The organism is Streptomyces sp. NPDC006450 (genome assembly GCF_040612195.1).
GTDB lineage: Bacteria > Actinomycetota > Actinomycetes > Streptomycetales > Streptomycetaceae > Streptomyces.
Genome location: NZ_JBEXPT010000003.1, coordinates 67113 through 84051, shown reverse-complemented (window position 1 = coordinate 84051; position 16939 = coordinate 67113). Strand labels below are relative to the sequence as shown.

General features: G+C 66.2%; 28 protein-coding genes. All 28 read left to right on the top strand.

All coding sequences use genetic code 11. The features are described from left to right. Positions 1-39: 39 nt before the first annotated feature. The 28 genes from rplB to ABZY57_RS02215 all read left to right on the top strand — a co-directional run bounded on the left by rplB (position 40) and on the right by ABZY57_RS02215 (position 16878). Positions 40-876: a 50S ribosomal protein L2 gene (gene rplB / locus ABZY57_RS02350; RefSeq protein WP_112447748.1), complete on the top strand. Its 837-nt coding sequence runs from the start codon at positions 40-42 to the stop codon at positions 874-876. 12 nt (positions 877-888) lie between these two features. Continuing rightward, positions 889-1170 (top strand): 30S ribosomal protein S19, encoded by a 282-nt coding sequence (gene rpsS / locus ABZY57_RS02345; protein WP_023539342.1) that lies wholly within the window; start codon positions 889-891, stop codon positions 1168-1170. A gap of 43 nt (positions 1171-1213) precedes the next feature. Next, positions 1214-1561 carry a 50S ribosomal protein L22 gene (rplV, locus tag ABZY57_RS02340; RefSeq protein WP_007265904.1) on the top strand — a complete coding sequence of 116 codons (348 nt, stop codon included), beginning with the start codon at positions 1214-1216 and terminating at the stop codon, positions 1559-1561. Then, positions 1561-2403 carry a 30S ribosomal protein S3 gene (rpsC, locus tag ABZY57_RS02335; protein WP_112447746.1) on the top strand — a complete coding sequence of 281 codons (843 nt, stop codon included), beginning with the start codon at positions 1561-1563 and terminating at the stop codon, positions 2401-2403. The genes rplV and rpsC overlap by 1 nt, the downstream gene beginning before the upstream one ends. 5 nt (positions 2404-2408) lie before the next feature. Continuing rightward, complete coding sequence (rplP, locus tag ABZY57_RS02330; RefSeq protein WP_030026326.1) at positions 2409-2828, top strand: 50S ribosomal protein L16; 420 nt, start codon at positions 2409-2411, stop codon at positions 2826-2828. Next, complete coding sequence (gene rpmC, locus ABZY57_RS02325; RefSeq protein ID WP_008739703.1) at positions 2828-3052, top strand: 50S ribosomal protein L29; 225 nt, start codon at positions 2828-2830, stop codon at positions 3050-3052. The genes rplP and rpmC overlap by 1 nt, the downstream gene beginning before the upstream one ends. Next, positions 3052-3333, top strand: a complete 282-nt coding sequence (gene rpsQ / locus ABZY57_RS02320; RefSeq protein WP_243333368.1) for a 30S ribosomal protein S17 — start codon at positions 3052-3054, stop codon at positions 3331-3333. Before rpmC ends, rpsQ begins: the two co-directional genes overlap by 1 nt. A 123-nt stretch (positions 3334-3456) precedes the next feature. Next, the gene (gene rplN / locus ABZY57_RS02315; protein ID WP_003956455.1) at positions 3457-3825 is read left to right on the top strand and encodes a 50S ribosomal protein L14; all 369 of its coding nucleotides are present in this window, start codon (positions 3457-3459) and stop codon (positions 3823-3825) included. Positions 3826-3827: 2 nt separating this feature from the next. Further along, entirely contained in the window at positions 3828-4151 is a 324-nt protein-coding gene (gene rplX, locus ABZY57_RS02310) for a 50S ribosomal protein L24 (RefSeq protein ID WP_215023444.1), read from the top strand. After that, complete coding sequence (gene rplE / locus ABZY57_RS02305; protein WP_030388859.1) at positions 4151-4702, top strand: 50S ribosomal protein L5; 552 nt, start codon at positions 4151-4153, stop codon at positions 4700-4702. The genes rplX and rplE overlap by 1 nt, the downstream gene beginning before the upstream one ends. Positions 4703-4707: 5 nt before the next feature. Then, on the top strand, positions 4708-4893 hold the full coding sequence (locus tag ABZY57_RS02300; RefSeq protein ID WP_003956452.1) for a type Z 30S ribosomal protein S14: 186 nt from the start codon (positions 4708-4710) through the stop codon (positions 4891-4893). A gap of 223 nt (positions 4894-5116) precedes the next feature. Continuing rightward, entirely contained in the window at positions 5117-5515 is a 399-nt protein-coding gene (gene rpsH, locus ABZY57_RS02295; protein ID WP_008739698.1) for a 30S ribosomal protein S8, read from the top strand. A gap of 20 nt (positions 5516-5535) precedes the next feature. Further along, positions 5536-6075 carry a 50S ribosomal protein L6 gene (gene rplF, locus ABZY57_RS02290; RefSeq protein ID WP_356507281.1) on the top strand — a complete coding sequence of 180 codons (540 nt, stop codon included), beginning with the start codon at positions 5536-5538 and terminating at the stop codon, positions 6073-6075. Between the two features lie 2 nt (positions 6076-6077). Next, on the top strand, positions 6078-6461 hold the full coding sequence (gene rplR, locus ABZY57_RS02285; protein WP_030008471.1) for a 50S ribosomal protein L18: 384 nt from the start codon (positions 6078-6080) through the stop codon (positions 6459-6461). Between the two features lie 45 nt (positions 6462-6506). After that, positions 6507-7109, top strand: a complete 603-nt coding sequence (gene rpsE, locus ABZY57_RS02280; protein ID WP_008739695.1) for a 30S ribosomal protein S5 — start codon at positions 6507-6509, stop codon at positions 7107-7109. Beyond that, positions 7109-7291 (top strand): 50S ribosomal protein L30, encoded by a 183-nt coding sequence (gene rpmD, locus ABZY57_RS02275; protein ID WP_112447741.1) that lies wholly within the window; start codon positions 7109-7111, stop codon positions 7289-7291. The genes rpsE and rpmD overlap by 1 nt, the downstream gene beginning before the upstream one ends. Before the next feature lies 1 nt (position 7292). Next, on the top strand, positions 7293-7748 hold the full coding sequence (gene rplO / locus ABZY57_RS02270; protein ID WP_053682613.1) for a 50S ribosomal protein L15: 456 nt from the start codon (positions 7293-7295) through the stop codon (positions 7746-7748). Between the two features lie 186 nt (positions 7749-7934). Further along, positions 7935-9251, top strand: coding sequence for a preprotein translocase subunit SecY (secY, locus tag ABZY57_RS02265; RefSeq protein WP_356507278.1), 1317 nt, complete (start codon positions 7935-7937; stop codon positions 9249-9251). Further along, entirely contained in the window at positions 9251-9898 is a 648-nt protein-coding gene (locus tag ABZY57_RS02260; protein WP_356507276.1) for an adenylate kinase, read from the top strand. The genes secY and ABZY57_RS02260 overlap by 1 nt, the downstream gene beginning before the upstream one ends. 107 nt (positions 9899-10005) lie before the next feature. Continuing rightward, the gene (gene map, locus ABZY57_RS02255; RefSeq protein WP_356507274.1) at positions 10006-10857 is read left to right on the top strand and encodes a type I methionyl aminopeptidase; all 852 of its coding nucleotides are present in this window, start codon (positions 10006-10008) and stop codon (positions 10855-10857) included. Between the two features lie 183 nt (positions 10858-11040). Further along, positions 11041-11262 (top strand): translation initiation factor IF-1, encoded by a 222-nt coding sequence (gene infA, locus ABZY57_RS02250; RefSeq protein WP_003956442.1) that lies wholly within the window; start codon positions 11041-11043, stop codon positions 11260-11262. 76 nt (positions 11263-11338) lie between these two features. Beyond that, positions 11339-11452 carry a 50S ribosomal protein L36 gene (gene rpmJ / locus ABZY57_RS02245; protein WP_003956441.1) on the top strand — a complete coding sequence of 38 codons (114 nt, stop codon included), beginning with the start codon at positions 11339-11341 and terminating at the stop codon, positions 11450-11452. Positions 11453-11652: 200 nt separating this feature from the next. Further along, complete coding sequence (gene rpsM, locus ABZY57_RS02240; RefSeq protein ID WP_053682609.1) at positions 11653-12033, top strand: 30S ribosomal protein S13; 381 nt, start codon at positions 11653-11655, stop codon at positions 12031-12033. A 54-nt stretch (positions 12034-12087) separates the two neighbouring features. Beyond that, positions 12088-12492, top strand: a complete 405-nt coding sequence (rpsK, locus tag ABZY57_RS02235) for a 30S ribosomal protein S11 (protein WP_006376016.1) — start codon at positions 12088-12090, stop codon at positions 12490-12492. 171 nt (positions 12493-12663) lie between these two features. Next, positions 12664-13686 carry a DNA-directed RNA polymerase subunit alpha gene (locus ABZY57_RS02230; protein WP_008739666.1) on the top strand — a complete coding sequence of 341 codons (1023 nt, stop codon included), beginning with the start codon at positions 12664-12666 and terminating at the stop codon, positions 13684-13686. Positions 13687-13778: 92 nt separating this feature from the next. Then, positions 13779-14240 (top strand): 50S ribosomal protein L17, encoded by a 462-nt coding sequence (rplQ, locus tag ABZY57_RS02225; protein WP_030154710.1) that lies wholly within the window; start codon positions 13779-13781, stop codon positions 14238-14240. 124 nt (positions 14241-14364) lie between these two features. Next, positions 14365-15216: a tRNA pseudouridine(38-40) synthase TruA gene (gene truA / locus ABZY57_RS02220; RefSeq protein ID WP_243333379.1), complete on the top strand. Its 852-nt coding sequence runs from the start codon at positions 14365-14367 to the stop codon at positions 15214-15216. Positions 15217-15249: 33 nt separating this feature from the next. Next, on the top strand, positions 15250-16878 hold the full coding sequence (locus ABZY57_RS02215; RefSeq protein ID WP_356507271.1) for an ATP-binding cassette domain-containing protein: 1629 nt from the start codon (positions 15250-15252) through the stop codon (positions 16876-16878). The last annotated feature ends 61 nt before the right edge of the window (positions 16879-16939 follow it).

Sequence of the window (16939 nt, the reverse complement as noted above, 5' to 3'; positions counted from 1 at the left end):
CGGAGGTCTAGTCGTCCGGAATCGGACGAGGACTGAGAAATGGGTATCCGCAAGTACAAGCCGACGACCCCGGGCCGTCGTGGCTCCAGCGTCGCCGACTTTGTCGAGATCACGCGGTCCACGCCGGAGAAGTCGCTGGTCCGCCCCCTGCACAGCAAGGGCGGCCGTAACAACACCGGTCGGATCACGGTTCGACACCAGGGTGGCGGCCACAAGCGCGCCTACCGTGTGATCGACTTCCGTCGTCACGACAAGGACGGCGTGCCGGCCAAGGTCGCGCACATCGAGTACGACCCCAACCGCACTGCGCGCATCGCGCTTCTGCACTACGCAGACGGCGAGAAGCGCTACATCATTGCGCCGAAGAACCTGAAGCAGGGCGACCGGATTGAGAACGGCCCCACGGCCGACATCAAGCCCGGCAACAACCTGGCTCTCCGCAACATCCCGGTCGGTACCACGATCCACGCGATCGAGCTCCGTCCCGGTGGCGGCGCCAAGTTCGCCCGCTCCGCTGGTGCCTCCGTGCAGCTGCTGGCGAAGGAGGGCACCATGGCCCACCTTCGTATGCCGTCCGGTGAGATCCGTCTCGTCGACGCGCGCTGCCGCGCCACCGTCGGTGAGGTCGGCAACGCCGAGCAGTCGAACATCAACTGGGGCAAGGCCGGCCGCATGCGCTGGAAGGGCGTTCGCCCCTCCGTCCGCGGTGTCGCGATGAACCCGGTCGACCACCCGCACGGTGGTGGTGAGGGTAAGACCTCCGGTGGTCGTCACCCGGTCTCCCCGTGGGGTCAGAAGGAGGGTCGTACTCGCTCGCCGAAGAAGGCTTCGAGCAAGTACATCGTCCGCCGCCGCAAGACGAACAAGAAGCGCTAGGAGCGGGTTTAGATGCCGCGCAGTCTCAAGAAGGGACCCTTCGTCGACGGACACCTCATCAAGAAGGTGGACGTACAGAACGAAGCCGGTACCAAGAACGTCATCAAGACCTGGTCCCGTCGCTCGATGATCATCCCGGCCATGCTGGGTCACACCATCGCGGTGCACAACGGCAAGATCCACGTCCCGGTGTTCGTCACCGAGTCGATGGTCGGCCACAAGCTCGGCGAGTTCTCGCCGACTCGCACCTTCCGCGGCCACGTCAAGGACGACCGGAAGTCGAAGCGCCGCTAAAGGCGGGGTGGTTACGACTATGACTTACACCGAAGGGACAACCATGGAAGCCAGGGCCCAGGCGCGGTACATCCGCGTCACGCCCATGAAGGCCCGCCGAGTGGTGGACCTTATCCGTGGCATGGATGCCACGGAGGCTCAGGCGGTCCTGCGTTTCGCCCCGCAGGCCGCGAGCGTGCCGGTTGGCAAGGTGCTTGACAGCGCCATTGCCAACGCCGCACACAACTACAACCACCCGGACGCCTCCACGCTGGTCATCAGCGAGGCGTACGTGGACGAGGGCCCGACCCTGAAGCGGTTCCGTCCGCGTGCCCAGGGCCGTGCCTACCGGATCCGCAAGCGGACCAGCCACATCACCGTGGTCGTCAGCAGCAAGGAAGGTTCCCGGTAATGGGCCAGAAGGTAAACCCGCACGGGTTCCGGCTCGGCATCACCACCGACTTCAAGTCGCGTTGGTACGCCGACAAGCTGTACAAGGACTACGTCAAGGAAGACGTCGCCATCCGCAGGATGATGACGTCCGGCATGGAGCGCGCCGGCATCTCGAAGGTTGAGATCGAGCGCACCCGTGACCGCGTGCGTGTGGACATCCACACCGCTCGTCCGGGCATCGTCATCGGCCGCCGTGGCGCCGAGGCCGACCGCATCCGCGGTGACCTCGAGAAGCTCACGGGCAAGCAGGTCCAGCTGAACATCCTCGAGGTCAAGAACCCCGAGGTCGACGCTCAGCTGGTCGCGCAGGCCGTTGCCGAGCAGCTCTCCTCCCGCGTCTCCTTCCGTCGCGCCATGCGTAAGAGCATGCAGGGCACGATGAAGGCCGGCGCCAAGGGCATCAAGATCCAGTGTGGCGGCCGTCTCGGCGGCGCCGAGATGTCCCGCTCCGAGTTCTACCGCGAAGGCCGTGTGCCGCTGCACACCCTCCGCGCGAACGTGGACTACGGCTTCTTCGAGGCCAAGACCACCTTCGGCCGTATCGGTGTGAAGGTCTGGATCTACAAGGGCGACGTCAAGAACATCGCCGAGGTTCGCGCCGAGAACGCCGCGGCCCGTGCGGGTAACCGCCCGGCCCGTGGTGCCGCAGGCGCTGGCGACCGTCCCGCCGGCCGTGGTGGCCGTGGTGGCGAGCGCGGCGGCCGTGGTGGCCGCAAGCCGCAGCAGGCTGCTGGTGCCGAGGCCCCCAAGGCCGACGCTCCCGCCGCCGCTCCGGCCGAGAGCACCGGAACGGAGGCCTGACCGACATGCTGATCCCTCGTAGGGTCAAGCACCGCAAGCAGCACCACCCGAAGCGCCGCGGTATGGCCAAGGGCGGTACTGAGGTCTCGTTCGGCGAGTACGGCATCCAGGCGCTTACCCCCGCCTACGTGACGAACCGCCAGATCGAGGCGGCTCGTATCGCGATGACCCGCCACATCAAGCGTGGCGGCAAGGTCTGGATCAACATCTACCCGGACCGTCCCCTGACGAAGAAGCCTGCCGAGACCCGCATGGGTTCCGGTAAGGGTTCTCCCGAGTGGTGGATCGCGAACGTGCACCCGGGCCGGGTCATGTTCGAGCTGTCCTACCCGAACGAGAAGATTGCTCGTGAGGCGCTCACCCGCGCTGCTCACAAGCTTCCGATGAAGTGCCGGATTGTTCGGCGCGAGGCAGGTGAGTCGTGATGGCGACGGGAACCAAGGCGTCCGAGCTGCGTGAGCTCGGTAACGAGGAGCTCGTTGGCAAGCTGCGCGAGGCCAAGGAAGAGCTGTTCAAGCTGCGCTTCCAGGCGGCCACGGGTCAGCTGGAGAACAACGGCCGGCTCAAGTCCGTCCGTAAGGACATCGCTCGCATCTACACCCTGATGCACGAGCGTGAGCTCGGTATCGAGACGGTGGAGAGCGCCTGATGAGCGAGAAGAACGTGACTGAGACGACTGACCGCGGCTTCCGCAAGACCCGTGAGGGTCTTGTCGTCAGCGACAAGATGGACAAGACCGTCGTCGTCGCTGTCGAGGACCGCGTGAAGCACGCTCTGTACGGCAAGGTCATCCGCCGTACGAACAAGCTCAAGGCGCACGACGAGCAGAACGCTGCCGGCGTCGGCGACCGCGTCCTCATCATGGAGACGCGTCCGCTGTCGGCGAGCAAGCGCTGGCGCATCGTCGAGATCCTCGAGAAGGCCAAGTAATTATCTGAGGCCCTGGGCATCTGCCCAGGGGCCCCTCAGGTTCGTTCCGCCAGGCTCGGTGGGGGCGGTAGCTCTTCGGAGTGATGCCCCCGCCGGGAACCGGCAGACAAACAGGAGATAGACGTGATCCAGCAGGAGTCGCGACTGCGTGTCGCCGACAACACTGGTGCCAAGGAGATCCTTTGCATCCGTGTTCTCGGTGGTTCCGGTCGCCGCTACGCGGGCATCGGTGACGTCATCGTTGCCACCGTCAAGGACGCGATCCCCGGTGGCAACGTGAAGAAGGGTGACGTCGTCAAGGCGGTCATCGTTCGCACCGTGAAGGAACGCCGCCGCCAGGACGGCTCGTACATCCGCTTCGACGAGAACGCCGCCGTCATTCTGAAGAACGACGGCGACCCTCGCGGCACCCGTATCTTCGGCCCGGTGGGCCGTGAGCTGCGCGAGAAGAAGTTCATGAAGATCATCTCGCTCGCGCCGGAGGTGCTGTAAGCATGAAGATCAAGAAGGGCGACCTGGTTCAGGTCATCACCGGTAAGGACAAGGGCAAGCAGGGCAAGGTCATTCTGGCCATCCCTACTGAGAACCGCGTCCTGGTCGAGGGTGTCAACCGGGTCAAGAAGCACACCAAGGCCGGCCAGACCGCTGGTGGCTCGCAGACCGGTGGCATCGTGATCACCGAGGCGCCGATCCACGTCAGCAACGTTCAGCTGGTTGTGGAGAAGGACGGCCAGAAGGTCGTTACCCGCGTCGGTTTCCGCTTCGACGACGAGGGCAACAAGATCCGCGTTGCCAAGCGGACGGGTGAGGACATCTGATGGCTACCACTCCGCGTCTCAAGACGAAGTACCGCGAGGACATCGCGGGCAAGCTGCGTGAAGAGTTCTCCTACGAGAACGTCATGCAGATCCCCGGCCTCGTGAAGATCGTGGTCAACATGGGTGTGGGCGACGCCGCCCGCGACTCCAAGCTGATCGACGGCGCCATCAAGGACCTGACGACGATCACCGGTCAGAAGCCGGCCGTCACGAAGGCCCGCAAGTCCATCGCGCAGTTCAAGCTGCGCGAGGGTCAGCCGATCGGCTGCCACGTCACCCTCCGTGGTGACCGCATGTGGGAGTTCCTGGACCGTACGCTGTCGCTCGCGCTGCCGCGTATCCGTGACTTCCGTGGTCTGTCGCCGAAGCAGTTCGACGGCCGTGGCAACTACACCTTCGGTCTCACGGAGCAGGTCATGTTCCACGAGATCGACCAGGACAAGATCGACCGTACCCGGGGTATGGACATCACCGTGGTCACCACGGCGACCAACGACGATGAGGGCCGCGCCCTCCTTCGTCACCTCGGCTTCCCCTTCAAGGAGGCGTAAGCGAGATGGCGAAGAAGGCTCTCATCGCGAAGGCTGCCCGCAAGCCCAAGTTCGGTGTGCGTGCGTACACCCGCTGCCAGCGCTGCGGTCGCCCCCACTCCGTGTACCGCAAGTTCGGCCTGTGCCGCGTCTGCCTTCGTGAGATGGCTCACCGTGGCGAGCTGCCGGGCGTGACCAAGAGCTCCTGGTAATTCCCTCTCGTCCGCAAGGACTTGGGAACTTCCAGGCACTCTCGGTAAGCATCTGGTCGGCGGATGCCCGGCCGCGCATGCCTTAGGCTTGTGTGGTTGGGCGTCCGCCGCCCATAACGACTTACTACGCCGTAGGTCCCCGCACCGCACCCGTCCCGCCACTGAGTGGGGAGAGGGATGGCGCATACAGGAAACCCCGGCGAGAGAGGCCGAAGGCCACTTCATGACCATGACTGACCCGATCGCAGACATGCTCACGCGTCTGCGTAACGCTAACTCGGCGTACCACGACTCCGTCGTGATGCCGCACAGCAAGATCAAGTCGCACATCGCAGAAATCCTCAAGCAGGAGGGTTTCATCACCGGCTGGAAGGTCGAGGACGCCGAGGTCGGCAAGAACCTCGTCCTCGAGCTGAAGTTCGGCCCGAACCGCGAGCGCTCCATTGCGGGCATCAAGCGGATCTCGAAGCCCGGTCTGCGTGTGTACGCAAAGTCCACCAACCTGCCGAAGGTGCTCGGCGGCCTGGGCGTGGCGATCATCTCCACGTCCCACGGTCTGCTCACCGGCCAGCAGGCAGGCAAGAAGGGCGTAGGTGGGGAAGTCCTCGCCTACGTCTGGTAGTCGGGAACGGAGGAAAAGCAATGTCGCGAATCGGCAAGCTCCCCATCCAGGTTCCCGCCGGTGTGGACGTCACCATCGACGGCCAGGCTGTGGCTGTGAAGGGCCCCAAGGGTTCCCTCGCGCTCACCGTCAAGGCGCCGATCGAGATCGTCAAGGGTGAGGACGGCGTTCTGAACGTCACCCGCCCCAACGACGAGCGTCAGAACAAGGCCCTGCACGGCCTGTCCCGCACGCTGGTGGCGAACATGATCACCGGCGTGACCACGGGTTACGTCAAGGCTCTTGAGATCAGCGGTGTCGGTTACCGCGTCGCCGCGAAGGGCTCCAACCTGGAGTTCCAGCTTGGCTACAGCCACCCGATCCTGATCGAGGCGCCCGAGGGCATCTCCTTCAAGGTCGAGTCGCCCACCAAGTTCACGGTCGAGGGCATCGACAAGCAGAAGGTCGGCGAGGTCGCCGCCAACATCCGCAAGCTGCGGAAGCCCGACCCGTACAAGGCCAAGGGTGTCAAGTACGCCGGCGAAGTCATCCGCCGCAAGGTCGGAAAGGCTGGTAAGTAGCCATGGCATACGGTGTAAAGATCGCCAAGGGCGACGCGTACAAGCGTGCCGCCAAGGCCCGCCGCCACATCCGCATCCGCAAGAACGTCTCGGGTACGGCGGAGCGTCCGCGCCTCGTCGTGACGCGTTCCAACCGCAACATCGTTGCTCAGGTCATCGACGACCTCCAGGGTCACACCCTGGCGTCGGCGTCGACCCTGGACGCTTCGATCCGTGGTGGCGAAGGCGACAAGAGCTCGCAGGCCCAGGCCGTCGGCGCACTCGTCGCCGAGCGTGCCAAGGCCGCGGGTGTCGAGACCGTCGTGTTCGACCGCGGTGGCAACCGATACGCCGGGCGCATTGCCGCTCTGGCTGACGCCGCCCGCGAAGCCGGGCTGAAGTTCTAAGCCCCGGTTCCGGGACTCACGGACGTAACAGAGAGAGGTAATCCAATGGCTGGACCCCAGCGCCGCGGAAGCGGTGCCGGTGGCGGCGAGCGGCGGGACCGGAAGGGTCGCGACGGTGGCCCTGCCGCCGAGAAGACCGCTTACGTTGAGCGCGTTGTCGCGATCAACCGCGTCGCCAAGGTTGTCAAGGGTGGTCGCCGCTTCAGCTTCACCGCGCTGGTCGTGGTGGGCGACGGTGACGGCACTGTAGGTGTCGGTTACGGCAAGGCCAAGGAAGTTCCCGCGGCCATTGCCAAGGGTGTCGAGGAAGCCAAGAAGTCCTTCTTCAAGGTTCCGCGCATCCAGGGCACCATCCCTCACCCGATCACGGGTGAGCGTGCCGCGGGCGTCGTGCTGCTGAAGCCGGCCGCCCCTGGTACCGGTGTTATCGCCGGTGGCCCGGTGCGCGCCGTTCTGGAGTGCGCCGGCGTTCACGACATCCTGTCGAAGTCGCTTGGTTCTTCCAACGCGATCAACATCGTGCACGCGACCGTGGCGGCCCTCAAGGGCCTGCAGCGTCCCGAGGAGATCGCGGCTCGCCGTGGTCTGCCCCTCGAGGACGTCGCTCCCGCGGCTCTGCTCCGTGCACGTGCTGGGGCGGGTGCGTAATGGCTCGCCTCAAGGTCACGCAGATCAAGTCGTACATCGGCAGCAAGCAGAACCACCGCGACACGCTGCGTTCGCTCGGGCTCAAGCGCCTGAACGACGTCGTCGTCAAGGAGGACCGCCCCGAGTTCCGCGGAATGGTTCACACCGTCCGCCACCTCGTGACGGTTGAGGAGGTTGACTAACATGGCTGAGAACAGCCCGCTGAAGGCCCACAACCTCCGTCCCGCCCCCGGCGCCAAGACCGCGAAGACCCGTGTCGGTCGTGGTGAAGCGTCCAAGGGTAAGACGGCCGGTCGTGGTACGAAGGGCCAGAAGGCCCGCTACCAGATCCCGCAGCGCTTCGAGGGTGGGCAGATGCCCCTCCACATGCGTCTGCCGAAGCTCAAGGGCTTCAAGAACCCGTTCCGCACCGAGTTCCAGGTCGTGAACCTGGACAAGCTCGGCGCTCTCTACCCCGAGGGTGGAGAGGTCACGGTGGCCGACCTGGTCGCCAAGGGCGCGGTTCGCAAGAACAGCCTCGTCAAGGTCCTGGGCCAGGGCGAGATCTCCGTGGCGCTGCAGGTTTCGGTTGACGCCGTCTCCGGCTCCGCCAAGGAGAAGATTGCCGCCGCTGGTGGCACTGTGACCGAGCTCGTCTAAGACGAACTCAGTGACAAATAGCTAGAAACCCGACCGGGGATGCCTCACATATGGGGCATCCCCGGTCGGTCGTTCCATGGGAGGTGCAGACGCCGGTAAGGTGGCCTGCACCTTTGCTTGTACACATTCGTCGATCCCTCAGACCGTCACCTCTGACGCAGTAGCGCGGGGGTCGCAGGAGGCACCGTGCTAACCGCGTTCGCCCGGGCGTTCAAGACGCCCGACCTGCGCAAGAAACTGCTCTTCACGCTCGGCATCATCGTGCTGTTCCGGCTCGGGTCCCACGTCCCCGTACCCGGTGTGAGCTATACGAACGTCCAGATCTGTGTTGAACAGGCGTCCGGCCAGAACGGCGGGCTCTTCGGGCTGGTCAACATGTTCAGTGGCGGTGCGCTGCTGCAGATCACGATCTTCGCGCTCGGCATCATGCCGTACATCACGGCGAGCATCATCTTGCAGCTGCTGACCGTGGTCATCCCGAAGCTGGAGACCCTCAAGAAAGAGGGCCAGGCCGGCACGTCGAAGATCACGCAGTACACGCGCTATCTGACGGTCGCGCTCGCGATCCTGCAGGGCACCGGCCTCGTGGCCACCGCCCGCAGCGGCGCCCTGTTCCAGAACTGCTCGGTAGCCAGTCAGATCGTCCCGGACCGGTCGATCTTCACGACCGTCGTCATGGTGCTCACCATGACCGCCGGCACCTGTGTCGTCATGTGGCTCGGTGAGCTCATCACCGACCGGGGCATCGGCAACGGCATGTCGATCCTGATGTTCATCTCGATCGCCGCGGGCTTCATCGGATCCCTGTGGGCCATCAAGGAGCAGGGCAAGATCGCGGACGGCTGGGTCGAGTTCGGCGTGGTCATGCTGGTCGGCCTCGCGATGGTGGGCCTGGTGGTCTTCGTCGAGCAGGCGCAGCGCCGGATCCCGGTCCAGTACGCGAAGCGCATGATCGGCCGCCGTGCCTACGGCGGTACCTCGACGTACATCCCGCTCAAGGTGAACCAGGCGGGCATCATCCCCGTCATCTTCGCCTCGTCGCTGCTGTACATCCCGGCGCTGGTCGTGCAGTTCAGCGGCTCGACCGCGGGCTGGGCCACCTGGATCCAGAAGCACTTCGTCAAGGGCGACCACCCGTACTACATCGCCACCTACTTCCTCCTGATCGTTTTCTTCGCGTTCTTCTACGTGGCGATCTCGTTCAACCCCGAGGAAGTTGCAGACAACATGAAGAAGTATGGTGGGTTCATTCCGGGCATCCGCGCCGGTCGGCCTACCGCCGAGTACCTGAGTTACGTACTCAACCGGATCACCTGGCCGGGGTCGCTGTACCTGGGTCTGATCGCTCTTGTGCCGACGATGGCGTTGGCCGGCTTCGGAGCGAACCAGAACTTCCCGTTCGGCGGGACGAGCATCCTGATCATCGTGGGTGTGGGTCTGGAAACCGTGAAGCAGATCGAGAGCCAGCTCCAACAGCGTAATTACGAAGGGTTCCTCCGCTGATGCGAATCGTCCTCGTCGGCCCGCCCGGTGCGGGCAAGGGAACGCAGGCGACTGTCCTTGCCAAGACCTTGTCGATCCCGCACATCTCCACGGGCGACCTGTTCCGGGCCAACATCAGCCAGGGCACCGAGCTCGGCCGTCGCGCGAAGGCGTTCATGGACGCGGGCGACCTCGTCCCGGACGAGATCACCATCGGCATGGCGAAGGACCGCATGGAGCAGGAGGACGCCGCCGGCGGCTTCCTGCTCGACGGGTTCCCTCGCAACGTCTCCCAGGCGGAGGCGCTCGACGTGATGCTGAAGGCCGAAGGCATGAACCTCGACGCCGTCCTCGACCTGGAGGTCGAGGAGGACGAGGTCGTCAAGCGCCTCGCCGGCCGGCGCACCTGCCGCAACGACGGCGGGCACGTCTTCCACGTGGCGTACCAGCCGCCCAAGGTCGAGGGTGTCTGCGACATCTGCGGCGGCGAGCTGTACGTGCGTGAGGACCAGTCCGAGGAGGCGGTCCGCAACCGCCTGGACGTCTACCACACCCAGACCGAGCCGATCATCGACTACTACAAGGCCCAGGGCCTCGTGTCGACGATCCCGGCCCTGGGTGAGGTCAAGGACGTCACGCAGCGCGCGATGGACGCCCTGAAGAAGTAGTCATCCGCAGTACAGCGTCATCCGTTAGTGCAGCCACGGCCGCGGTGTCCCCAGGACGCCGCGGCCGTACTGTTGAAAGACCCGAATCCGAAGGTGGCAGGTACGTCATGGTCCAGATCAAGACCCCCGAGCAGATCGCGAAGATGCGTGAGGCGGGGCTGGTCGTCGCTGCGATCCACGCGGCGACCCGTGAGGCGGCGGTGCCGGGCGCCACGACACGGGATCTGGACATGGTGGCCCGCAAGGTCATCGCGGACGCCGGCGCCAAGTCGAACTTCCTCGGGTACGGCGGGTTCCCCGCGACCATCTGCACCTCGGTCAACGAGGTCGTGGTCCACGGCATCCCCGACGACAAGACGGTCCTCAAGGACGGCGACATCATCTCGATCGACGCCGGCGCGATCGTCGACGGCTGGCACGGCGACGCCGCGTACACGGCCTTCGTGGGCTCTGGGCACGCCCCTGAGCTCGTGGAGCTCTCCCGGGTGACCGAGGAGTCCATGTGGGCCGGGATCGCCGCCATGAAGCTCGGCAACCGCCTCGTGGACATCTCGAAGGCGATCGAGACGTACATCAAGCGGCAGCCGCGTCCGACCACCGGTGAGCACAGCCTCGGCAAGTTCGGGATCATCGAGGACTACGGCGGCCACGGCATCGGTTCCGAGATGCACATGGACCCGCACCTGCTGAACTACGTCTCGCGCAAGCGGGGCAAGGGCATCAAGCTCGTCCCGGGCCTGTGCCTGGCGATCGAGCCGATGGTCTCCCTGGGCACCGCCCAGACGGAGGTCCTGGCGGACGACTGGACGGTCATCACCACGGACGGCACCTGGTCCTCGCACTGGGAGCACTCCATCGCCCTGACCGAGGAGGGACCGATCGTCCTCACCTCCCCGGACTGCGGCAAGGCGAAGCTGGCGGAGTACGGCGTGGCGACCGCGCCCGACCCGCTGGGCTGAGCCGGGTGGGCCCGGCTGGGCCGACCGGTATGGGCAGGATTGATGATCTATCCTGTAGGGCACACTTTCCGGATTCGTCTTTCAGTGGGCCCTGACGTAGACTGACTCGTCGGCTCCTTTGCACCCGCATGTCCTCATGCGAAGCGGGGAGCTGATCAAGGTAGCCGATTCGAAAGGCGAAGCGTGGCCAAGAAGCAAGGTGCCATCGAAATCGAGGGCACCGTGATCGAGTCCCTCCCGAACGCGATGTTCAAGGTGGAACTCCAGAACGGTCACAAGGTCCTCGCGCACATCAGCGGCAAGATGCGCATGCACTACATCCGCATCCTTCCTGATGACCGGGTTGTCGTGGAGCTCTCTCCGTACGACCTGACGCGTGGCCGGATCGTCTACCGATACAAGTAGATCTTGTCTTCATCCCCGTCCGGACGTCCTGTCCTGACGTGCGGGTGGTGGCACTGACCCGGAGAACCTCACCAACATGAAGGTCAAGCCGAGCGTCAAGAAGATCTGCGACAAGTGCAAGGTGATCCGCCGTCACGGTCGGGTCATGGTCATCTGCGACAACCTGCGCCACAAGCAGCGCCAGGGCTGACGCACGCCGACCGACCTGCACTACGCAGTTCTTCGCGCGACGTAAGAAAACGTACATACGCAGAACCCGCCCAGTCCTGACCAGGACCGGCGGCACCTCCGGCGGGGGCCGGGGACCCGGGCGTACCACCACCCAACAGGTGTGGTCGGCGGTCGGGGTTCGGTTCTGCGGAAGACCCCCGAACACACAGGAGCCATTGAATGGCACGCGTTTCCGGTGTTGACATCCCGCGCGAAAAGCGTGTGGAGATCGCACTTACCTACGTCTTCGGTGTCGGTCGCACCCGGTCCAAGGAAATCCTTGCGGCCACCGGTGTGAACCCCGACACCCGCGTTCGTGACCTGGCCGAAGAGGACCTGGTCAAGATCCGCGAGTACGTGGACGCCAACCTCCGCACCGAGGGTGACCTCCGCCGCGAGATCCAGGCCGACATCCGCCGCAAGGTCGAGATCCAGTGCTACCAGGGTGTTCGCCACCGTCGTGGCCTGCCCGTGCACGGTCAGCGCACCAGCACGAACGCCCGTACCCGCAAGGGTCCGCGTCGCGCGATCGCCGGTAAGAAGAAGCCGGGCAAGAAGTAGTCCTGTTCAGCGGTCTTGCGCTGTAGGACCGACCACCTCCCGTAGGAGATTTAGATGCCCCCCAAGGGTCGTCAGGGCGCTGCCAAGAAGGTGCGCCGCAAGGAAAAGAAGAACGTCGCTCATGGGCACGCCCACATCAAGAGCACGTTCAACAACACCATCGTTTCGATCACGGACCCCGCGGGCAACGTGATCTCCTGGGCCTCCGCCGGCCACGTCGGCTTCAAGGGCTCGCGCAAGTCCACCCCCTTCGCCGCGCAGATGGCCGCTGAGTCGGCCGCCCGTCGCGCGCAGGAGCACGGCATGCGCAAGGTCGACGTCTTCGTCAAGGGTCCCGGCTCCGGCCGCGAGACCGCGATCCGCTCCCTGCAGGCCACTGGCCTGGAGGTCGGCTCGATCCAGGACGTCACCCCCACCCCGCACAACGGCTGCCGTCCGCCGAAGCGCCGCCGCGTCTGACGCTGCGCGCTCAGGCTTCGCACCTGTGCGTCTTTGAGTGTCCGGGCGGTACGAACCCCTCGCGGGGGACGTACCGCCCGTACCCTTGTAGTTCGTAGTGCTGCGCGTTCGCGCGCACGCTGCACTCCGTCGGGCGTCAAATAGTGGGCGTCCACGAATGAAGGAATCCACATGCTTATCGCTCAGCGCCCCTCGCTGACCGAAGAGGTCGTAGACGAGTACCGCTCGCGGTTCGTGATCGAGCCGCTGGAGCCGGGCTTCGGCTACACCCTCGGCAACTCGCTCCGCCGCACCCTGCTGTCCTCCATCCCGGGTGCCGCTGTCACCAGCATCCGCGTGGACGGCGTCCTGCACGAGTTCACCACCGTGCCGGGTGTCAAGGAAGACGTCACCGACATCATCCTGAACATCAAGCAGCTGGTCGTCTCCTCGGAGCACGACGAGCCGGTCGTGATGTACCTGCGCAAGCAGGGTCCCGGCCTGGTCACCGCTGCCGACATCGCGCCCCCGGCCGGTGTCGAGGTGCACAACCCGGACCTGGTCCTCGCCACGCTCAACGGCAAGGGCAAGCTGGAGATGGAGCTGACCGTCGAGCGCGGTCGCGGCTACGTCTCCGCCGTCCAGAACAAGCAGCTCGGCCAGGAGATCGGTCGCATCCCGATCGACTCCATCTACAGCCCGGTCCTCAAGGTCACCTACAAGGTCGAGGCGACCCGAGTCGAGCAGCGCACCGACTTCGACAAGCTGATCGTCGACGTCGAGACCAAGCAGGCCATGCGCCCGCGCGACGCCATGGCGTCCGCCGGCAAGACCCTGGTCGAGCTGTTCGGTCTGGCGCGCGAGCTCAACATCGACGCCGAGGGCATCGACATGGGCCCCTCGCCGACGGACGCGGCCCTGGCCGCCGATCTGGCGCTGCCGATCGAGGAGCTCGAGCTCACCGTTCGGTCGTACAACTGCCTCAAGCGCGAGGGCATCCACTCCGTGGGTGAGCTCGTCGCCCGCTCCGAGGCCGACCTGCTCGACATCCGCAACTTCGGTGCGAAGTCGATCGACGAGGTCAAGGCGAAGCTGGCCGGCATGGGCCTGGCCCTCAAGGACAGCCCGCCCGGATTCGACCCGACCGCCGCCGCCGACGCCTTCGGCGCCGACGACGACGCGGACGCCGGTTTCGTCGAGACCGAGCAGTACTAAGCACCACCCGTAGAACTTTCCCGCGGCATCCGCCCCGGGGGAACTGACACCGGTACCTGACACGGCCGGTGCAGATATGAAGGAGTATGACCATGCCGCGTCCCGCAAAGGGTGCCCGTCTGGGCGGCAGCGCCGCGCACGAGAAGCACCTCCTCGCGAACCTCGCGAAGGCGCTCTTCGAGCACGGCCGCATCACCACCACCGAGGCCAAGGCCCGTCGCCTGCGTCCCTACGCCGAGCGTCTGGTGACCAAGGCCAAGAAGGGCGACATCCACAACCGTCGCCTGGTGCTGCAGACGATCACGGACAAGAGCATCGTGCACACGCTGTTCACCGAGATCGCCCCGCGCTACGAGAACCGCCCCGGTGGTTACACGCGCATCACCAAGATCGGCAACCGTCGTGGCGACAACGCCCCGATGGCCGTGATCGAGCTGGTCGAGGCCCTTACGGTCGCCCAGCAGGCCACTGGTGAGGCCGAGGCCGCCACCAAGCGCGCGGTCAAGGAGGCGGAGGCTGTCGAGACCCCCGCCGAGGAGACCAAGGAGGCCTGATCCCGTTTCGGGATCGAGCTCGCTTGATCGGCTCTGAACGGGCCCGCCCCCTTACCGGGGCGGGCCCGTTCTGTGTTTCTTGGTGCTTTCCTGGCGTTTTCGCATGTCTGAGAGGATCTGTCACGTGAGTGACGAGGTGGAGCCCGGACACGTCCGGGTCAGGCTGGACCTGAGCTACGACGGCAAGGACTTCTCCGGCTGGGCGAAGCAGCGCGTGCTGCGGACCGTCCAGGGAGAGCTGGAGTCGGCCCTGCAGACCGTGATGCGGCTGCCCGACCCGGTGGAGCTGACCGTGGCCGGCCGGACCGACGCGGGCGTGCACGCGCGCGGACAGGTCGCGCAGTTCGACGTGCGCGACGAGGTGTGGGCCGAGCACCAGGACAAGCTGCTGCGCCGCCTCGCCGGTCGGCTGCCGCACGACGTACGGGTGTGGAAGGCCGCCGAGGCCCCCGCCGGCTTCAACGCGCGGTTCTCCGCGATCTGGCGGCGCTACGCCTACCGCGTGGGCGACCACCAGGCCGGCGTGGACCCGCTGCGCCGGGGGCACGTGCTCTGGTACCAGTGGCCGCTCGACGTGGACGCCATGAACGAGGCCGCTGCCGCCCTGGTCGGGGAGCACGACTTCGCCGCGTACTGCAAGAAGCGCGAGGGGGCCACGACGATCCGTACGCTCCAGCAGCTCAGCTGGGAGCGGGACGCGGAGGGGATCATCACCGCGACCGTCCGCGCCGACGCCTTCTGCCACAACATGGTGCGCTCGCTGGTCGGCGCCCTGCTGCACGTCGGCGACGGCCACCGGACGACCGACTGGCCGGGGAAGGTGCTGGCCGCGGCCGTACGGGACTCCTCGGTGCACGTGGTCAAGCCGCACGGGCTGACCCTGGAGGAGGTCGGCTACCCGGCCGACGAGCTGCTGGCCGCCCGCAGCAAGGAAGCGCGGAACCTGCGGACGCTCCCCGGCGCCGGCTGCTGTTAATCAGTTTGGGCGGATCGGCGCCGGACCTGGACAATGCGCGGCATGGGACATCTCGAAGCCAGCCACCTGGAGTACTACCTTCCCGACGGGCGGGTCCTGCTCCCCGACGTCTCCTTCCGGGTGGGGGAGGGGTCGGTCGTCGCCCTGGTCGGGGCGAACGGGGCCGGCAAGACCACACTGCTGAAGATGATCTCCGGCGAGCTCCAGCCGCACGGCGGATCGGTCGTCGTGAGCGGCGGGCTGGGCGTGATGTCGCAGTTCGTGGGCTCGGTCCGCGACGAGACGACCGTACGGGACCTGCTGGTCTCGGTGGCCCAGCCGCGGATCCGGGAGGCCGCCAAGGCGGTCGACCGCGCCGAGCAGCTGATCCTGACGGTGGACGACGAGGCCGCCCAGATGGCGTACGCCCAGGCGCTCAGCGACTGGGCCGACGTGCAGGGGTACGAGGCGGAGACGCTGTGGGACGTCTGCACGATGGCCGCGCTGGACATCCCGTACGACGCGGCGCAGTTCCGCGAGGTGCGCACGCTCTCGGGCGGTGAGCAGAAGCGGCTCGTGCTGGAGGCGCTGCTGCGCGGGCCGGACGAGGTGCTGCTGCTCGACGAGCCGGACAACTACCTGGACGTCCCGGGCAAGCGGTGGCTGGAGGAGCAGCTGGAGGCCACCCGCAAGACGGTGCTCTTCGTCAGCCACGACCGGGAGCTGCTCACCCAGGCGGCCGAGAAGATCATCAGCCTGGAGGCGAGCCCGACGGGCTCGGACGTGTGGGTGCACGGCTCGGGCTTCGCCACCTTCCACGACGCCCGCAAGGAGCGCTTCGCGCGCTTCGAGGAGCTCAAGCGGCGCTGGGACGAGGAGCACGCCCGGCTGCGCGCGCTGGTGCTGCGGCTGCGGAACCAGGCCGCGAGCAGCCCGGACATGGCGTCCCGCTACCGCGCGATGCAGACCCGCTTCCAGAAGTTCGAGGAGGCCGGCCCGCCGCCGGAGCCGCCGCGCGAGCAGGACATCCGGATGCGGCTCAAGGGCGGGCGCACGGGCGTGCGCGCGCTCACCGTCGAGAACCTGGAGCTGACCGGGCTGATGAAGCCCTTCTCGCTGGAGGTCTTCTACGGCGAGCGGGTCGCGGTCCTCGGCTCCAACGGCTCCGGGAAGTCCCACTTCCTGCGGCTGATGGCGGGGGAGGAGGTCAAGCACACGGGTACGTGGAAGCTCGGCGCCCGCGTGGTCCCCGGCCACTTCGCGCAGACCCACGCCCACCCGGAGCTGTTCGGCCGCACCCTCGTCGACATCCTGTGGACGGAGGCGGCGAAGCCGCTCGGCGCGGCGATGGGCGCCCTGCGCCGCTACGAGCTGGAGCGCCAGGCCGAGCAGCCCTTCGAGAAGCTCTCGGGCGGCCAGCAGGCACGGTTCCAGATCCTGCTGCTGGAGCTGGCGGGGACCACGGCGCTGCTGCTCGACGAGCCCACGGACAACCTCGACCTGGAGTCGGCGGAAGCGCTGCAGGACGGGCTGGAGGCCTACGAGGGCACTGTGCTGTGCGTCACGCACGACCGGTGGTTCGCCCGCACATTTGACCGCTACCTGGTCTTCGGTTCAGACGGTGTTGTGCGAGAGACTACGGAGCCCGTCTGGGACGAACGTAGGGTCGAGCGGAAGCGCTAGGGGGAGACCGCCCCCGGCTTGGGTCGAGGGGACTTCGTTGTGGGGCTGCGGCCGAGTGTCT